15 protein-coding genes are annotated in these 14,945 nt (G+C 58.9%); 1 reads left to right on the top strand and 14 read right to left on the bottom strand.

The features are described 5' to 3' along the window. Positions 1-479: 479 nt before the first annotated feature. From HAV21_RS22230 to HAV21_RS09575, 9 genes are all read right to left on the bottom strand, one after another. Entirely contained in the window at positions 480-989 is a 510-nt protein-coding gene (locus HAV21_RS22230; protein WP_243753200.1) for a DNA/RNA non-specific endonuclease, read from the bottom strand. A gap of 264 nt (positions 990-1,253) precedes the next feature. Next, positions 1,254-1,910: a hypothetical protein gene (locus HAV21_RS22225; RefSeq protein ID WP_166841529.1), complete on the bottom strand. Its 657-nt coding sequence runs from the start codon at positions 1,908-1,910 to the stop codon at positions 1,254-1,256. A gap of 4 nt (positions 1,911-1,914) precedes the next feature. After that, the gene (locus HAV21_RS22220) at positions 1,915-2,586 is read right to left on the bottom strand and encodes a hypothetical protein (protein WP_347877634.1); all 672 of its coding nucleotides are present in this window, start codon (positions 2,584-2,586) and stop codon (positions 1,915-1,917) included. A gap of 115 nt (positions 2,587-2,701) precedes the next feature. After that, positions 2,702-3,196, bottom strand: coding sequence for a hypothetical protein (locus HAV21_RS09600; RefSeq protein WP_243753199.1), 495 nt, complete (start codon positions 3,194-3,196; stop codon positions 2,702-2,704). Between the two features lie 201 nt (positions 3,197-3,397). Continuing rightward, entirely contained in the window at positions 3,398-4,054 is a 657-nt protein-coding gene (locus tag HAV21_RS22215; protein ID WP_243753198.1) for a hypothetical protein, read from the bottom strand. A gap of 6 nt (positions 4,055-4,060) precedes the next feature. Beyond that, a complete protein-coding gene (locus tag HAV21_RS22210; protein WP_243753197.1) occupies positions 4,061-6,442 on the bottom strand; it encodes a DNA/RNA non-specific endonuclease in 2,382 nt (793 codons plus the stop codon). 4 nt (positions 6,443-6,446) lie between these two features. Then, on the bottom strand, positions 6,447-6,818 hold the full coding sequence (locus HAV21_RS09585; RefSeq protein WP_166841528.1) for a DUF6507 family protein: 372 nt from the start codon (positions 6,816-6,818) through the stop codon (positions 6,447-6,449). A 31-nt stretch (positions 6,819-6,849) separates the two neighbouring features. After that, positions 6,850-7,155 (bottom strand): pore-forming ESAT-6 family protein, encoded by a 306-nt coding sequence (locus tag HAV21_RS09580; protein ID WP_166841527.1) that lies wholly within the window; start codon positions 7,153-7,155, stop codon positions 6,850-6,852. A 3-nt stretch (positions 7,156-7,158) separates the two neighbouring features. After that, positions 7,159-7,497: a hypothetical protein gene (locus HAV21_RS09575; protein WP_166841526.1), complete on the bottom strand. Its 339-nt coding sequence runs from the start codon at positions 7,495-7,497 to the stop codon at positions 7,159-7,161. 755 nt (positions 7,498-8,252) lie between these two features. On the opposite strand from HAV21_RS09575, the gene HAV21_RS09570 reads away from it, so the two are divergent. Beyond that, positions 8,253-8,447 (top strand): intracellular growth attenuator family protein, encoded by a 195-nt coding sequence (locus HAV21_RS09570; protein ID WP_166841525.1) that lies wholly within the window; start codon positions 8,253-8,255, stop codon positions 8,445-8,447. A 39-nt stretch (positions 8,448-8,486) separates the two neighbouring features. Here the strand turns inward: HAV21_RS09570 and HAV21_RS09565 are convergent, their stop codons facing one another. The 5 genes from HAV21_RS09565 to HAV21_RS09545 all read right to left on the bottom strand — a co-directional run bounded on the left by HAV21_RS09565 (position 8,487) and on the right by HAV21_RS09545 (position 14,943). Next, entirely contained in the window at positions 8,487-9,077 is a 591-nt protein-coding gene (locus HAV21_RS09565; protein ID WP_166841524.1) for a hypothetical protein, read from the bottom strand. Positions 9,078-9,100: 23 nt separating this feature from the next. Continuing rightward, positions 9,101-9,346, bottom strand: a complete 246-nt coding sequence (locus HAV21_RS09560) for a winged helix DNA-binding protein (RefSeq protein WP_243753196.1) — start codon at positions 9,344-9,346, stop codon at positions 9,101-9,103. Positions 9,347-9,944: 598 nt separating this feature from the next. Next, positions 9,945-10,634 carry a DUF6308 family protein gene (locus tag HAV21_RS09555; RefSeq protein ID WP_166841523.1) on the bottom strand — a complete coding sequence of 230 codons (690 nt, stop codon included), beginning with the start codon at positions 10,632-10,634 and terminating at the stop codon, positions 9,945-9,947. Positions 10,635-10,658: 24 nt separating this feature from the next. Next, entirely contained in the window at positions 10,659-13,145 is a 2,487-nt protein-coding gene (locus tag HAV21_RS09550) for a sigma-70 family RNA polymerase sigma factor (protein ID WP_243753222.1), read from the bottom strand. 109 nt (positions 13,146-13,254) lie between these two features. Continuing rightward, the gene (locus tag HAV21_RS09545) at positions 13,255-14,943 is read right to left on the bottom strand and encodes an NERD domain-containing protein (RefSeq protein ID WP_166841521.1); all 1,689 of its coding nucleotides are present in this window, start codon (positions 14,941-14,943) and stop codon (positions 13,255-13,257) included. Positions 14,944-14,945 lie beyond the last annotated feature (2 nt).

Genomic DNA, 14,945 nt, shown 5'->3' with positions numbered 1-14,945 from the left:
AATGTCCCACATCCACGCGGGAATATTGTCTCTCGACCGAGGAAACGCGAGAAGCTGTTGCGCCCAGGCTCCTGCCCCGGACGGTCGTGCTCCAGGGTACCAATGCCCGTCTGGCATTCTCTCCAGAAGCTCCTCTTCAAAAAGATCAAGCCTTCCTGGCCTGTCCGGGTAAACGTGAACCTCGGCCGTCGTCCATGTGCCCATGCCTCGCTTATAGGCTCGGACATGGCACTCATCTAGCCACGTTGCCAAGGACTCGTCCGAGAAGTGTGAATCGCTTCCACGGGGGACGCGCACACCGTCGTGGTACATCTGCCCGCGCCAGAATGTGCCGCTGGTTCTGTGCACGAGGACATCGACCAGTTCACTGGCACCGTGAGCGAAGCCTGAATCTCCGAAAGCCTCGTCGTGGAGTCGGTTCAGTCCGCTTTCTACCCAAGGGTCCTGGGTCAGATCAAAGGTGGTCACGCTTTCCAAAGCTACTCGCTTATCTTCAGATTATTGAATCTTGCAATGACTGGGCCCATTGACCCGAAAGAATATTCCAATTTGACGGTCGGAGGAACGGCTGAGAGGTTGTTTCTCGTAAGAGTCATCTCCCAAGTAAGATCTATCGGTTTCCCCTCAGTCAGGTCACGTTTGACCTTGTTGATGACTTCCATTTCGGTGTCGTGAAAGTTGTTTACCTCGACGATTTCGTTGGGTGTCCCTGCCTTCCGGTTCTGCCATTCGTGCTGGGGAAATAGGCCTCCGCGTTCGCCGATGAATCCTAAGAAGGAAGGGCCTGCGTGGCCGCCGTCGTAGCCGGGGCCTCCAAGCCAGCCGGCTTTGCGTTGTTGCCATCCGTTGCGGTTCGCGTCGCCGACCAGGGTGGAGACGATGTGTCCTTTGGCTGATTCGAGGTGCCCGTTACTGTCCATTTTGAGCGTGAACGTGTTCTGCAACCCGCCATCAACCTGGGCGACGGCGTTATAGGTGACGTTGGCCATTGGTTTGTTCAGTTCAGGGGACCAAGCGCCCCTAACGCCGGCGTAGGTGTCTACCCGGGTGACTGTGCCGGTGTCATCGGTGTAGTACTTCTCCGAGGTGTTGGCGTCGTGGCCACCGGTGGCGTCCCTTCAGCTGGGGGCCAGAGGATGCGCACACGCGTCTTTCATCAGGATCTAAGGTTCGACGGCGGCGGGCAGGGTTTGGACGTGGGAGGACTTTCGACTGGCTGCAGTGGCCTAACACCGCTGACCGGTCTCGGTCGTCTATGCTCCGAACAGCTTCTTGCTGATTTTGGCGAAAATGCCCGGCTCCAGCGAGGGGTCGATGACCGTTGGTTCAACCGAAAAATCTGTTCCCCTATTAGTGACGTGTTGGCGGCGGTTCTTCCAGTCAACAGACTTGAACTCAGGGTTATAGATCGGCGGAGTCACGTCTTCAGCCCGGAAGATTTCCCACAGCCATGGGGGGATGTTGTTAACGGTCCGCGGATATGCAAAGAGTTGCTGGGACCATGAAGATGCGCCGGCAGGTTTGCCTCCCGGATACCACCCACCATCCTTCATTCGCGGTAGGCGTTCTTCATCGAAAACGACCAATCTCCCCGGCCTGTCGCAAAAGACGTGTACCTCGGCCGTTGTCCACGTTCCGTATCCCGGGGAGTAGGAGAGAGCCCTGCACTCACGAAGCCAGTTGTTTAGCGCATCGTGAGAAAAGTCATCATCAAAACTACGCCCCTTGTGGATTCTTCTGCCTCCGACAACCTTGTGTCCATAACCGAAGGTTCCTGATCCTTGATTGACCAGAATATGAACCACTTCGTCCGTGCCGTGCGCAAACCCCTCCGGATTGAAAGCTTCGTCAGCGAGTCTTTGAAGACCTTCAATTACGAAAATGTTGTCGTTCAAATCCACAGCTGTCACTGATTCACCCTATCTGCCTACTTCGAAGGTTGTTGAATTCCTTTGCCACAGAAAGCTCGTCGTCAAAGGAGTACAGCAACTTGAGGGTCCGCGGCATGCCTGGCTTTGACCCGGGCTCCAGTTTCATTTCCCACCGTAGATCTAATGGGGCGCCACTCTGCAAGGTCGTCTTGGCTTTCTTGATGACTTCCATCTCCGTGTCGTGAAAATTGTTCGCCTCGTCGATTTCGTTGGGTGTCCCTGCTTTGCGGTCCTGCCATTCGTGCTGGGGGAAGAATCCGCCGCGTTCACCTATGAATCCAAAGAAGGATGGTGCTGCGTGGCCGCCTTCGTAGCCGGGGCCGCCAAGCCAGCCAGCCTTGCGTTGCTGATAGCCGTTTCGGTTCGCGTCCCCGACGAGGGTGGAGACGATGTGGCCTTTGGCTGATTCGAGGTGCCCGTTGCTGTCCATTTTGAGCGTGAACGTGTTCTGCAACCCGCCATCAACCTGGGCGACGACGTTGTAGGTGACGTTGGGCATGGGCTTGTTCAGCTCCACGGACCAGGCGCCTCTGACTCCTGCGTAGGTGTTGACGATGGTCACCGTGCCGTTTTCGTCGGTGTAGAACTTCTCCAACGTGTTGGCGTCGTGGCCGCCGGTGGCGTCCTTCATCATGGCGGGGTAGGGGACGCGCACACCGCGGCTGGCCGTTGGAAGGACTTATGGGTCGACGACGGCGGCAGGGCCTGGAGGGTGACAAGACTTCCGACTGGCTGTAGTTGGCCTAAGAGCGCTGACCGGTCTCGGTCGTTTATGCTCCGAAGAGCTTCTTGCTGATTTTGGAGAAGACACCGGGCTCCAGCGAGGGGTCGATGACCGCTGGTTCAACCGAAAAGTCGGTTCCTTTGTCGGTGACGGGCCGGCGGCGGTTCTTCCAGTCCACGGACTGGAGCTCCGGGTTGTAAATCGGCGGAGTCAAGTCCTCGGCCCTGAAGATATTCCACATCCACTCCGGGATGTTGTCTGCCGTCCGAGGAAAGTGGAGGAGTTCCTCTGCCCACACATTGGCATCCGATGGGTGTTCGCCGGGGTACCAATCCCCGTCGGGGTCGCGTTCGAGACGCTCCTCGTCGAATAGTTGCAGTTGGCCAGGGCGGTCAGGAAAGATTGCTACTTCAGCTGTTGTCCAGGTTCCAGCACCGCGGCGGTAGGCCAGTAAGCGGCACTCTTCCAACCAATCGTTCCAAGCCTCGCGGGAGAAGCGACGTTCGCCGGCCATGAAGCTCATGCCTGAATCTGCCTGCATTGATCCATGCCACGACGTGCCCAAGACGTGATGAACAAGTGTGGCCGAGGCCGAAGCCATTCCGACGGCAAACCCTGATGGCCCGAACGCCTCCTGCTGAAGTCTCGTCAATCCCCGACTGACCAATGATGCGCCGGATAGGTCGTAAGAGGTCAACTGCCTTCATCTCCACATCAAAACAATTCTTCATCGCTTGTGGACTTAACCGCCAAAGAGCCTTTTGCTGATTTTAGTAAAGACGCCTGGCTCGAGGGAGGGATCGATGACGGTCGGTTCGGCTGCAAAGTCGGTTCCCCTGTCAGTGACTGGTCGGCGGCGGTTGTTCCAGTCCACCGACCTAAACTCGGGGTTGTATACCGGAGGGGTAACTCCTTCAGTCTGCAAGGTCGCGAGCATCCACCCCGGGATATTGTTGAGGAGTCGCGGGAAAGCGAGAAGTTGCTGGGCCCACGTTTGGGCCCCGGCGGGCTGTCCACCGGGCGGCCAATTCCCCTGGGCATCTCTCTCCAAATGCTCTTCATCGTACAGATCGAGACGTCCGGGCCGATCTGGAAAGACGTGGACGACGGCCGTTGTCCACGTTCCAATGCCCGGTGAATACGCCAGGAATCGGCATTCATCGAGCCAGATGTTTAAGCCGTCATAGGAGAACCTATCGGCGTCTGACCGCCCGGTGTAGATGAGATTCTCGCCGGAAACCATATGACCGTACCCGAATGTGCTCGTTCTGCGATGGATCAATACGTGAACGACCTCGTCAGTGCCCTGAGCAAAGCCCTGTGGACCGAACGCTTCGCCAGATAGACGCTGCAATCCGAGTTCAACAAAGGGTTCTGTATTCAAGTCAAAAGTGCCCATTGAAGCCTATTTTTCGTAGGGGATATTACTGAATATTTGATCGTATGGTCTTTCTGTGCCGAAATAATACTTCAAGCGGAAGCTTCCTGGCAGCGCTGGCCGCACTGGTGGCAGAAGTTCCATTGACCAGTGCAAGTCGACGGCTCTACCAGCCAACAGATCTTTCTTGACTCTATCAATGGCCAGCATCTCTGAATCGTGGAAATTGAACTGATCGTTCGGATCGCCCGCCTTGCGGTTCTGCCATTCGTGCTGGGGAAATAGGCCTCCGCGTTCGCCGATGAATCCTAAGAAGGAGGGGCCTGCGTGGCCGCCGTCGTAGCCGGGGCCTCCGAGCCAGCCGGCTTTGCGTTGTTGCCATCCGTTGCGGTTCGCGTCGCCGACGAGGGTGGAGACGATGTGGCCTTTGGCTGATTCGAGGTGCCCGTTGCTGTCCATCTTGAGTGTGAACGTGTTCTGCAGTCCGCCATCGACCTGGGCGACGACGTTGTAGGTGACGTTGGGCATTGGTTTGTTCAGTTCAGGGGACCAAGCGCCCCTAACGCCGGCGTATGTGTCTACCCGGGTTACTGTGCCGGTGTCATCGGTGTAGTACTTCTCTATGGTGTTTTCCTTGAGCGCACCGGTGCTGTCCCTCATCACTGCGCGGTGTTCGATGATGTATTCGGTGTTTGGTTTGAGTGTGGTGCGTGCGGCGAAGTTCTCTTTGCGGTGGATCGGGAAGGCGCTGTCGCCGTGCCTATAGACGACAGTGTTGGTAACGTTGTCCGGTTTCGGAAAGCGTTCGGCCATGGTCGTGGCAGCTGTGGGTACTGATGTGTCAGCGGCGGGGGCCTTGGGCGGCGTGAAGGCCGGTGGATTGTTTTGGCGGATACCGGCGGCGGTGTTGTCGAGCCGGTCGGGAAAACCGGTGTCGATGGTGGTGCGGGTCATGACGCCGCTGGGGTGCGGGATGAACGGACCCGAAATGGTTGCCTCTGCTGCGCGGACTCCGCTGGCGAGGTGTTCAAGCTCGCTTGCCGCCGCATGTTTGGCGCCGGTTATGTTTTGCAGGGTTGCCGCTTTGACGCTGCCGACCGCGGTCCAGGCCGCGTGGCGGGCCTGGGCTGTGGTGTTGATGACTTTGGCGGTGGTGTTTGGCATGAGGATATCAGAGATCTTCAGGGTGAGGGAGCCGGGTTTGGCCAGGAACACTGCGGTCGTGTTGAGGCCATTCGCGGTGGTGCCGAGCATGGCCGAGAGATTCCCGAGGCCTGTTCTCTGCACGGTGGCAACGCTGAGACGTTCGGCAAGGGACCCGGCTTTGCTGGCCAACGCCCCGGATTTCACGGCCGCGCCCGCACCGTAGGAAGCGGCGATGCTGGCGATGTTGAAGACTGTGGCGCCGGCGGCCCAGTTGGCGTTGGTGTCGGCCTCATCGGCATGGATGAACGCAGGCCCCATGGATCCGAACAGGTCCAAAGCTTTTTGGACGTCTGGGGCTTCGCGTTGCTTTCGTTGTTCGTCCCAGAGGGACAAGGGCGTCACGGCCAGTGTGCTGAGCGCTCCTACGGTGGCGCCTAGCCCGGCTAGCGCCTGCTGTCTTTTGAGGTCATTATCCGTCACGGTGAGTGACCAGACGCCGTCGATGAGTTCGATGGCTCCGGCAGCGAACCCCTGCAGCAGTCCCAAGGTCCCGTTCGGGCGGTAGGGGACTGTTGATTTGCCCCAGGGTTGTTCTTCCTGAGGGTGTTCTATTCCCAGTAAGGTCCCGGCGTTCCAGAGGGCGTCGTCCACCGGGTTCCCGGATTTGAGGTCAGGACCGGTAGGCCGTGAGGCGTAGTACATCTCACCCCCGGAGACAGACGACAGTGCCCCTGCGCACTCGTTCTGCGCTGCGAGATAATCGTCATGAATGGCTTTGACCTCGGCGGCGAGCGTGTCGTGGCGGGCGGTGAGGTCGGCTTCGCCGGACCAATGCTGACTCACGCGCGTCTTGATCACTTCGTCTTTGACAACGCTGACTTTCTCCACCGACGTCGGAAAGGCGCCGATGTTAGCGTTTAGTGCATGAACCTTCCGGGCGTAGGCCTCGAGGCGTAGCTTCAAGTCCCGGCACGTGGAGGAAAAAGCCGTCAAGGCGGCAGAGGTCGACACTGCCGTGCCCTGCACGCGCTGGGCTGAGGGCATGATGGTGCCGAACGCGGCGAGCACGGTGTGGGACTCGTCCGAGGAGTAGGAGGACGACAAGCCACGCCATACCGCCGTCGAGGTCGATACCCCGGAGAGGAAGTCATCGGCGTGCTGCCTCAGCGACTTTGCCGCAGCGTCCAGGGCGTCAACGTCGGGTAGTGCGAACCCGCCGGTGGGATTCAACCCGCAGGGGCCAACGTCCGAACTATTCGACATGTTCTTAGTCCCTTAAGTTCTTCGCGGGGCCGCCATGGGAGGCAGCCACGGCGCCGTGGTCCACTTGGCCTGCGCTCCGTTGTGCCGCGGTGGCCATGGTCAGGTCACCTTGTTGATAGAAGTTCAGGGCATGGGCGGTGGCCGTGATGACGTTTTCCGAGCGGCTCACCACCTCATTTGCCGACGGCGTGAGTCCGAGGACCACCACATCGTTCAGCGCAGCAAGGACCACAGCCGCGTCGCCGGGAAGCGCGGCCGCGGCCTGTTCCAAGGCCTTGCCCATGCCTTCAAGACAGGGCTGGACGCCCTCCACCTGGGTTGCGGTTGCCTTGATGGTCGAAGTCGCGGCAGCCACGTCTATGTTCCACACAGCCATACCAGTCACCTTGTCTCTGGTTGCTGGCGGGTTAGCCGATGCTCTGCACGGCGTTGCGGGCAGAGGTCGCGGCGGTGGTGGCGGTGTCGTCGTTGGTGCCCAGGGTGGTGCGGACCAGGGCGATGATGGCTTTGACTTCGTCGGCGGCTGAGGTCCAGCGGGTTTCGACTGCCTGGTATTCGGTGTCGACGCCGTCGGCGCGGAAGTCTGCCATGGCCTGGTTCACGTCGGTTTGCCGGGCGGCGATGAGGGTTTCGAGGTGCACGGCGAGGGCTTGGATGTCGGATTGGACCTGGGCGGAGACGTTGGTGTCGTAGGCGATGCGGTTGGTGGTCATGGTTTAGGCCCGTCCTTGGAATCGTGCGGCGTCGAAGTTCGCGGCCCCTTCGGAGCGGCGTGCGTTGTCCGAGGCTGCCAGGTCTCCTTGGGTGAAGGCGGTGTTCATCCCGGACTGGCCGGTCACGATGCCGGCCAGGGCGGTGTTCAGTTCGGAGGCGACGAGGTCGGACCGGTTTTTGAAGGAGTCGAACGCGGCTTTGCCCGCGCCGCTGAATTTTCCTTCGAGCGGGGTGACGGCGTCCACGAAACGCCGGACGAGGGCGCCGAGGTCCTGGTGGGACGCGTCGGTTTGTTTGTTCAGGTTCCCGAGTGTTTCGGCTCCCATGTCAAAGATGGCCATTGGTTCCCCCAAAGGTAGACGGTTGTGCCGGAGCACTTTAACAGCATGGTGAACACGGCTTGTTATGTCCAGTCGATGCACTAACAAGAAACACGTGCTTTGTGACGGCTTAGTCACAAACCGGGAAGGTTACCGAACGAAGCCCCACGGCCTCCACACTGCACCACGAAAAGCACACACAGGCCCGGAAGGGCCCATCTAGGTGCTGTTTCGGGCCTGTCTAGGTGCTGAAAACACCAAAAATGAGTGCTCCCGACGACCGACTAGGTGCTCCGATGCGGATGCGTGGCCAAATTCGGCGTCCCTCCACGCAGCCGAGATTTTGTACGCCAGCCGGCCAGCCGCCGTCGTGCTTTAACCGGAATTACGACGGCGGAGGGTGACTTTGGTGCCGACTGCTTAGCTGACGCTGAGCAAGACCTGATCGATAAGGGCGAGGAAGCCGGGCCAGCCGGTGTTTTCTGACGAGCTAGAACGGCTTAGCGTCAGGCGCCCGGTGAGCACGTCCGCCGTCAGAGGTTCTTCTCGGAAGCTGTCGAGGACGGGCCGGCACCTAGGCGAGACTGGCGGTCACTCATTTTTAGGGTTTTTGGCACCTATTTCTGTTCAAGCGGCACCTAGTTTGGCGGTTTTCGGCACCTAGTCCCGGATTCGTGGCGCAGACTGTGCGAGTCAAAGCAAGATGGTTCTTCGCTAGGGGCAGTCATGATTCGGAATCGCATCAGCAAGACCTTTCTTCAATGGCAGGAGGAGCAGTGAGCAAAATTCCACATCCATTTCAGGTTGTGGCGTTTTTTCTTCTGGCCGTCAATTTCGCGCTGTGGCAGCCGTTCGTGTGGTGGCGTGCCGGTGCCGCGGTTCTCATGCTGGGGTTCGGTTGCTACGGCGTTTATGTGTTGCGGCGGGACAAGCGTAGGGAATCCAGCCCGGAGCCTCGCGAGCCTGATTGATGATGGCCTGTGGACTGACGTCTGCGGGCCATCTCTTTGTCAATGGGTGTCTTCATTGGGGCGAGGGCGATTTTGCAAATCGGGGTCCCCTTGGCCAGCCACGAAGCCGAAGTCGCGCTTTCCGTTCTCCGGAGGGAGCTCGCGCTCCAGTTTCAGTGCCGTCGTCGGCGTGAATAGCGTTCTCACGATCCCACTGGCCGTGTCAAAGGTGAAGGACCCAAAGATCGTGGGGTCCATGCTGTTCCCCAGCAGGAGTGTTGTGTCCGTGCCGTGTACTTCGGAAGCGACCGGGTGATAGTCGTCCAGGTCTCGGCCCCAGACGGGCAGGGAAAGAGGGAAGGAGAGCTGGACTGCTTCAGGAAAGGAAAACGGGATGCGCTCAATGGAGAGAGTGTAGGGATCATCTACGCCGTCGGTCTGGATGATGAGTTCTCGGGGGTCGACGGTTCGGGAGCGTCCGTCCGGCAACTCCTTGGCAGACCACATGAAGGCCCTCGGGTGCACCGAGACGGAGTAGCTCTTCTGATGGTTGTGGCCTTGGCAGAAAACTGTGCCGTTATAGGCGCTTGCTTGCCCACCGCCCAGCGCTTTCCCGATGGCGATCACCAGCTGATTAGAGGAAGTGTCCACGCCTCATCCTTGCAGGTGCCCGCTTAGGAGGGTTCGCCGTCGTCGTTTGTCAGCAGGAACTTGCGCAAGAGGTTGGCGAGCTGTGTCCGCTCTGTCTTGGAGAGTCCTTCGAGCATCTTGTGTTGGTTCTCTACGTGGTGCTCCACCACCTCATCCACCAGGGCCAGTCCCTCAGGGGTGAGGCTGATCAGTAGTTGCCTGCGGTTGTCCGGGTTGGTCTCACGATGAACCAGCCCGCGGTTGACGAGTCGGTCCACACGATTGGTCATACATTGGCCTGTTCTTCTTTCTCCTGTTCTTCACCGCGTATCAGCTGCCGGGTGGGCTCGCTGCACTCGTAATGTCCATTCAGCCGCTGTTCGTGCTCTTCCTTGGGGTGCTGTTGCTGGGGAGAGGATTCGCCTTGTGCACGTGGTTGCCTGCGTGGGGGGTGCGGCGGGTGTTAGCTTGCTCGTCCTGCGGTCCGACGCATCGTTGACTTTTGTGGGTGTGCTTTCTGGGATGGCCGGTGCGCTGGGGAAGGCCCGACGGCGTGGGGCTGCTTGGATTTACCGGCCTGCAGTTAGCGATGGGTGGAGTCATGCTCCTGCCGGTGACCTTGGTGGTTGAGGGGCTGCCGGGGTCGGTTACTTTGCCTAACTTGGCGGGGTTTGCGTACCTCAGCGTTGTCGGGGTGGCAGATTGTGGGCGCGGTGCTGGTGCTGGGGGCGGTGGGTTTGGTGCAGGGGGCGCCGGAAAGCAAGTCCGAGCTCCCGCGAAAAGGGTGCATGCTGAGGTGATTTCCGGGGTAAATGGTCGACTGCGCGGTCGGTTGCGGCGTCTTACTTGGCGCAGGTCAGAACCACAGAAGGACCCGGGGCTGTTCTCCTATGAACTGACGTCCTCGTCCTCCTGAACGATCATGCCGAGCTTCTTGCCGTGCATCCAAAGCACAACGTCCATGGTGCGCAGTCGGGAAATTGGCAGGACGATTCCGGACTTCTCCCGTATTGCCGTAAGCCGCTCAGGGAGCCCGCCTCCATCCGTCAGAGCAGCATGCCACGTCCGCCATTGAGTATCGCTGTTGTTCAGGCCCATGAGTGGTCCCACTACAGAATCGTAGATAGGCATGAGGCGAGGGCGCTTCCGGGCCATTATCTTGCTCGCCGTGGTGGGCCCGACGCCCCAACGGTAACTGTCACTGCCACGTAGCAGACGCCATAGTTGATTCGCCGGACTCTGCGAGCCCAGGACTTCGGCATACTCGTGAGGGGCAACAGCGGATAGATCCAAATCCGTAGGTATCCGTTCCAGGAGCTCTGCAACCTCATCGGCGTGGGTTTCGATGAGTCCAATTGCAGCTCTCGCGGTCACGTGTACAGATAGAAACGAAACAGCGAGGACGTCGTCTGCAGTGATGACATGCGCGACTTCTCTTTTGTCGCCCCCACCCGCCCAATCGTCGAATCGGCTCCCGGTCTGCGGGAGATCGTTACGGTAAAGCTTCGTGTAATACTCTCCGACGAGTGCAGCCGCTTCATCGATTTTGCTCTGTGAGAGGATTTTCGGCAATGTCATGGTTATTCCTTTTGGTCTTCGCGGTCAGGCGGATGCGGAATCTTCGACTGGAACTGTGACCCCACCGTAGTAGTGTTCGCTGAGGTGCCGACAGCGCTCAGGGTCTCTAAGGAGCACCAAAGTCTTGGCCTCAATCTGGCGGATTCGTTCTCGGGTAACGCCGTAATTTTGCCCTATGGCATCCAGCGTTTTCTGTTCACCGTCCGTGAGCCCGAAGCGCAGGGCGATCACTCCAGCTTCGCGCTCCGTCAGCGTATCTAGGACCGCATGAATCTCGGCCGTTAACTGCTCTGCGGCAACAACCTCATCAACGTCAAGCGGATAAGGATCGATGAGCTGGTTAGAGAGGCATTCCATACCGCCTCTTCCGTCCGGGACAAGAAAGTCCAAGGACAGAACTGATCTCGACACGGCGAGAAGGTGTTCCACTTTTTCGACGGTGCTATCCGAAAGCCTGGCAAGCTCCTGGACGCCGTGCGTAATTCCGGAGTGGTCTGCTTCCCGAAGGACCCCATGGAGCTTATTGACCTGCTCCACAATGTGTACTGGAAGCCTGATGAGACGCCCCTGATCCGCCAACGCCCGCGTAATTGCTTGGCGAATCCACCACGTGGCATACGTAGAGAATTTGTAGCCGAGCGTGTAGTCGAACTTGCACACTGCACGATGAAGCCCAATATTTCCCTCCTGAATCAGATCGAGGAAGTCCATTCCTTGTCCGGTGTACCGCTTTGCTATGGATACAACCAGACGAAGGTTGGCGCTGATGAGGGAGTGCATGGCGTGCTCCCCGAGTTGTGCTACTTGACTAAGTTCGCGGGAGAGCTTCCTGCTACGCCACGCCGCGTCACGTAGCAAGTGCTGAGCATAGAGGCCGGCTTCGATTTCGCGTGCGAGTTCAACTTCCTGCTGAGCTGTAAGCAAATCTGCTTGCGAGGCTCGCTTTAGGTAGTCCGCGACGCTGTCGTCGCTGTAGCCCGAGATGTCTCCGAGTCCTTCTTGCCAACCGTCATCTTGAAGGTCGAATTCAGTGGGTGCATCTGATTCGGCCTCCTCGGGGACGGCGGAGACGGTTGATGTAGTTTCTGCCACAGAAGTCTGTGGCTCAGAAACTGCCGGGCTCTCGGAAGCAAGCGGAGGCGACACTGGGACCCGGAGGCGAAGGAAGTCTTTCAGCTGGTCAAGTTCGCTCTTGATGTCGAAGAACCCGACGCGATGAGCGTACGGCAGGACTTTACCTAGGAACTCTTCCCCCTGAATGTCAGGGTCTTCCACGGTGCCCTTTGAATAGAGGACGACGAGTCGGCCGGCGCGACTATTTGCCTTCTTGCGGATGACACGGCCGAGCCGCTGCACCATTTGACGTTGACTTCGATTTGCGGCGAGTATAATGCCCAGGTCCGCTTCGGGGACATCGATGCCTTCGTCCAGGAGTCGTGGTGCTGCAAGAATCTGAGAGGCTCCGCTGCGGAAGTCATCCATCCCCTGACGCCGGTCCTCCTTTGCCATTCCGCTGAACAGCGCAGATGCCGTCGAGCCCAAGGCCGTATAAAGCTCCTGAGCACGCTTTGCGGAATCCTGTGTTTGAGTGAAAACGAGTGTGCCGTTTGAGGAGTCAACGATCTCCTTGATGGCAGCGAGCGCGTGATACTTGGTCTTGGCATCTGCCAAAAGGGTTAGCCTGGACGCCATGGCCCGCATGTACTTCCGCGCGAGAGTAGCCTCACGGCTCGGGGACTCTGACGCGGCCAATGAGGCGACAGCCGCAACGAACCTGTGAAATGGTCGGCGGGGGATACCGGCATACGATTCGAGATGTCTGGAGGTTTCGGATATGGTGTTTGAAAGGTCGTCGTAGTTGACCTGTTCGGCTGGAGTCAGTTCCACACCTACAAGCGCGATATCGAAGGGGGCAATGACCTCGTCAGCAAGTGCGCGGTCGTACCAGAGGTTGTAGACGACCCCGCCAAAGTATGGAGTCAGCAGATTCTGGTGCTCGCCGTCAGCACGTTCGTAGGTTGCCGTCAGCCCTAGACGCCACGCGTAGCCTTCCTGCAGCGCTCCGGTGAACATAGGGGCGGCGTACCGGTGGCATTCATCGGCGATGATCAAACCGGCCTTATGACTACGCAGCGTCATTCGATTGGAAGCCGAATGCACGATGGCGACGAGGACATCAACGTCGTCCAAGGTGTCGGTTCGACCATCGCCAAGAGCGCCTCGTCGGGCGGCAGGGAGGTCACGCCTAAGGGAGGACAACCACTGGCGCTGAAGTTCAGCGGTGGGCACAAGAATCAGCACTTTTATGCCCTGCCGAATCGCCTCGAAAGCTGCGGCGATTCCTACTCTTGTCTTGCCGGCACCAGTGACGGCCTCAATAACGCCGCGGCGGGCGTTGGAATGCCAGGCCTTGAGGGCCTCTTGCTGCCAGCTGTATAAGAAGGCGTAATCATACGATGTGGAAACTGAGACTTGGTTAGTGTGGAGAGGCCTCTGAGCCCGATCTTTCATTCCGTTCGACTCCGCGTCGACCAACTCCGGCATTTCATCCCCCATCGGACTGTGTCGTGTTTTCTTACTGAAGGCTAATTGAAGGCCCGGACAATATTGCTTGCGATGCTCATCCGTGCACCGCCAGCGAGTAGTCCCAAGCGTCAGCGCGCGCAAGGGAGTGCCTAAGCTCCCGTCCGCCCGCTTCTTCCAGAAGCTCGGAATCACCCACGACGACCAGCAAGCTCCGTGCCCGGGACAACCCGACGTACAGCTGTTCGGTGGCTCGCGCCATGTCCTTGAAGCCGTTCACACAGAGGACGACGACGGATCGTTCAAGTCCTTTGAAGCCCAGGACATGGCCGTAAAATTCCGCCTCACCCGCATGAAACTCACGCCAATACTCATCGGTGGCGCCACGGCTGAAGTAGTCCAGATGAACCGGGTGCCTTTCCTTTGTCGTTAGAAGGGCAATCTGGTTGTTTGCCCAACCCTCATCAATAAGTGCGTCTACGCAGTCTCCTGCGACATCTAGCGCCTCTTCGGTGGAGCAGTGGACTCTGCGAACCGGCAGTCCGGTACTGCCTCGTGGCGTGAAATGCTCGCCGGCAAACGGTTTGAATGTTTCAGCGATTTTGCGGGTATTCCGCAAGTTCTCATCAATGTGGATGGGGACAAAGGCTGCCGTAGGTCCTTGATTGAGGTCGGCCGTGAGCCCGCCCCATCTTTTGTAAACGTCCTGGCGGTCGTCCATGAAGGCATAAACTTCGCCGTTCTCTGGGGAAGCAGTGCATGCCAGCAGTGCTTCCCACCATAAGGGGGCGAAATCCTGTGCTTCGTCAACGATCACCGCATCCAGTCGCTGGTGCGCGGGCATACTGCCGGCCTTTTCCCTAAGAAGCCGTGGCATCTCCACATCGAAGTACTCCTGCCCCTTGCCATCAGGCACCCCAAGCCGGCGAACATACTCATGGAATTCACCTGTGAAAGCGGGCTTTGCCTGGCGCCATGAAGAGACGCGGTTTTGCAAATATTGCCCCAGCCCCTTGTTATAGCAGAAGAGACCGACGCGCTTACCTTCTTTACAAAGCACCCGGGCTTTCTCGACAGCAAGCCACGTTTTTCCGCTGCCCGCACCACCTGTAAAGCGAACGCGGGTGAGCGATCTTGTTGCTTGGAGCAGGACCCTTTGGCGCTCTGTGAGATGGTCTTGGGTATCTTCGTCCTCCTTTGGGCTCGCCGGTGGGCCGCCACAGGTATCCAGGGCCCCGGCCAATTGCCGTTCGATGCGTTCCATGAACGCCGTTGCCAGCGGCGAAGCACCGCCGCCCTCCGTTTCTATGGCTCTCCGGACGTGCTCGGATGGTGATATACATTCACCCTCGTCCAGAACCAAGGTCCGGGGGCACCCCGCCATGCTCCAATAACTCGGGACAGCGGTGTAGGGAAACGCGACCATATACGCGAAGCGACTCGTAAGCGGCGTGCCAAGCTGCCGTGCAAGCCAGTTCTTCAAAGCGTGATGGGAACTCTGGGACTGCACCACGGGGCTCTGAATCTTGTGGCTCCCGCTCCTGTCTGATTGCAGCCACTGACCATTCTCCACCGAGAGCCGGCCACCTTTGACTTCGATGGCCGCCATGCCCACCCCGGGCCAGAGGACCAAAATGTCGATCTCATGCTCCGCCCTGCCATCCCGCAGCTGGACGGAGTGGGCAAGCACAGCATCATCCGGAAGGGTTCGCCTAAGGGCTTCCCACACTGAACGTTCCGCACTCTGGCCCTCAGTGAAATGCGGCTCCTCGGGGATGAATCTCACTT

Origin of the sequence: Paenarthrobacter sp. MSM-2-10-13, from assembly GCF_011605365.1 — a bacterium.
Lineage (GTDB): Bacteria > Actinomycetota > Actinomycetes > Actinomycetales > Micrococcaceae > Arthrobacter.
Note: the sequence above shows the minus strand (reverse complement) of the source record. Positions and strands in the feature narration are given on the sequence as shown.

Excerpts from the sequence above, each read along its gene's own strand:
- HAV21_RS22230 (WP_243753200.1), bottom strand. The coding sequence starts at position 989 with ATGGCCAACGTCACCTATAACGCCGTCGCCCAGGTTGATGGCGGGTTG.
- HAV21_RS09600 (WP_243753199.1), bottom strand. The coding sequence starts at position 3,196 with ATGCAGGCAGATTCAGGCATGAGCTTCATGGCCGGCGAACGTCGCTTC.
- HAV21_RS22215 (WP_243753198.1), bottom strand. The coding sequence starts at position 4,054 with ATGGGCACTTTTGACTTGAATACAGAACCCTTTGTTGAACTCGGATTG.
- HAV21_RS22210 (WP_243753197.1), bottom strand. The coding sequence starts at position 6,442 with ATGTCGAATAGTTCGGACGTTGGCCCCTGCGGGTTGAATCCCACCGGC.
- HAV21_RS09585 (WP_166841528.1), bottom strand. The coding sequence starts at position 6,818 with ATGGCTGTGTGGAACATAGACGTGGCTGCCGCGACTTCGACCATCAAG.
- HAV21_RS09580 (WP_166841527.1), bottom strand. The coding sequence starts at position 7,155 with ATGACCACCAACCGCATCGCCTACGACACCAACGTCTCCGCCCAGGTC.
- HAV21_RS09575 (WP_166841526.1), bottom strand. The coding sequence starts at position 7,497 with ATGGCCATCTTTGACATGGGAGCCGAAACACTCGGGAACCTGAACAAA.
- HAV21_RS09560 (WP_243753196.1), bottom strand. The coding sequence starts at position 9,346 with ATGACCAATCGTGTGGACCGACTCGTCAACCGCGGGCTGGTTCATCGT.
- HAV21_RS09555 (WP_166841523.1), bottom strand. The coding sequence starts at position 10,634 with ATGACATTGCCGAAAATCCTCTCACAGAGCAAAATCGATGAAGCGGCT.
- HAV21_RS09550 (WP_243753222.1), bottom strand. The coding sequence starts at position 13,145 with ATGAAAGATCGGGCTCAGAGGCCTCTCCACACTAACCAAGTCTCAGTT.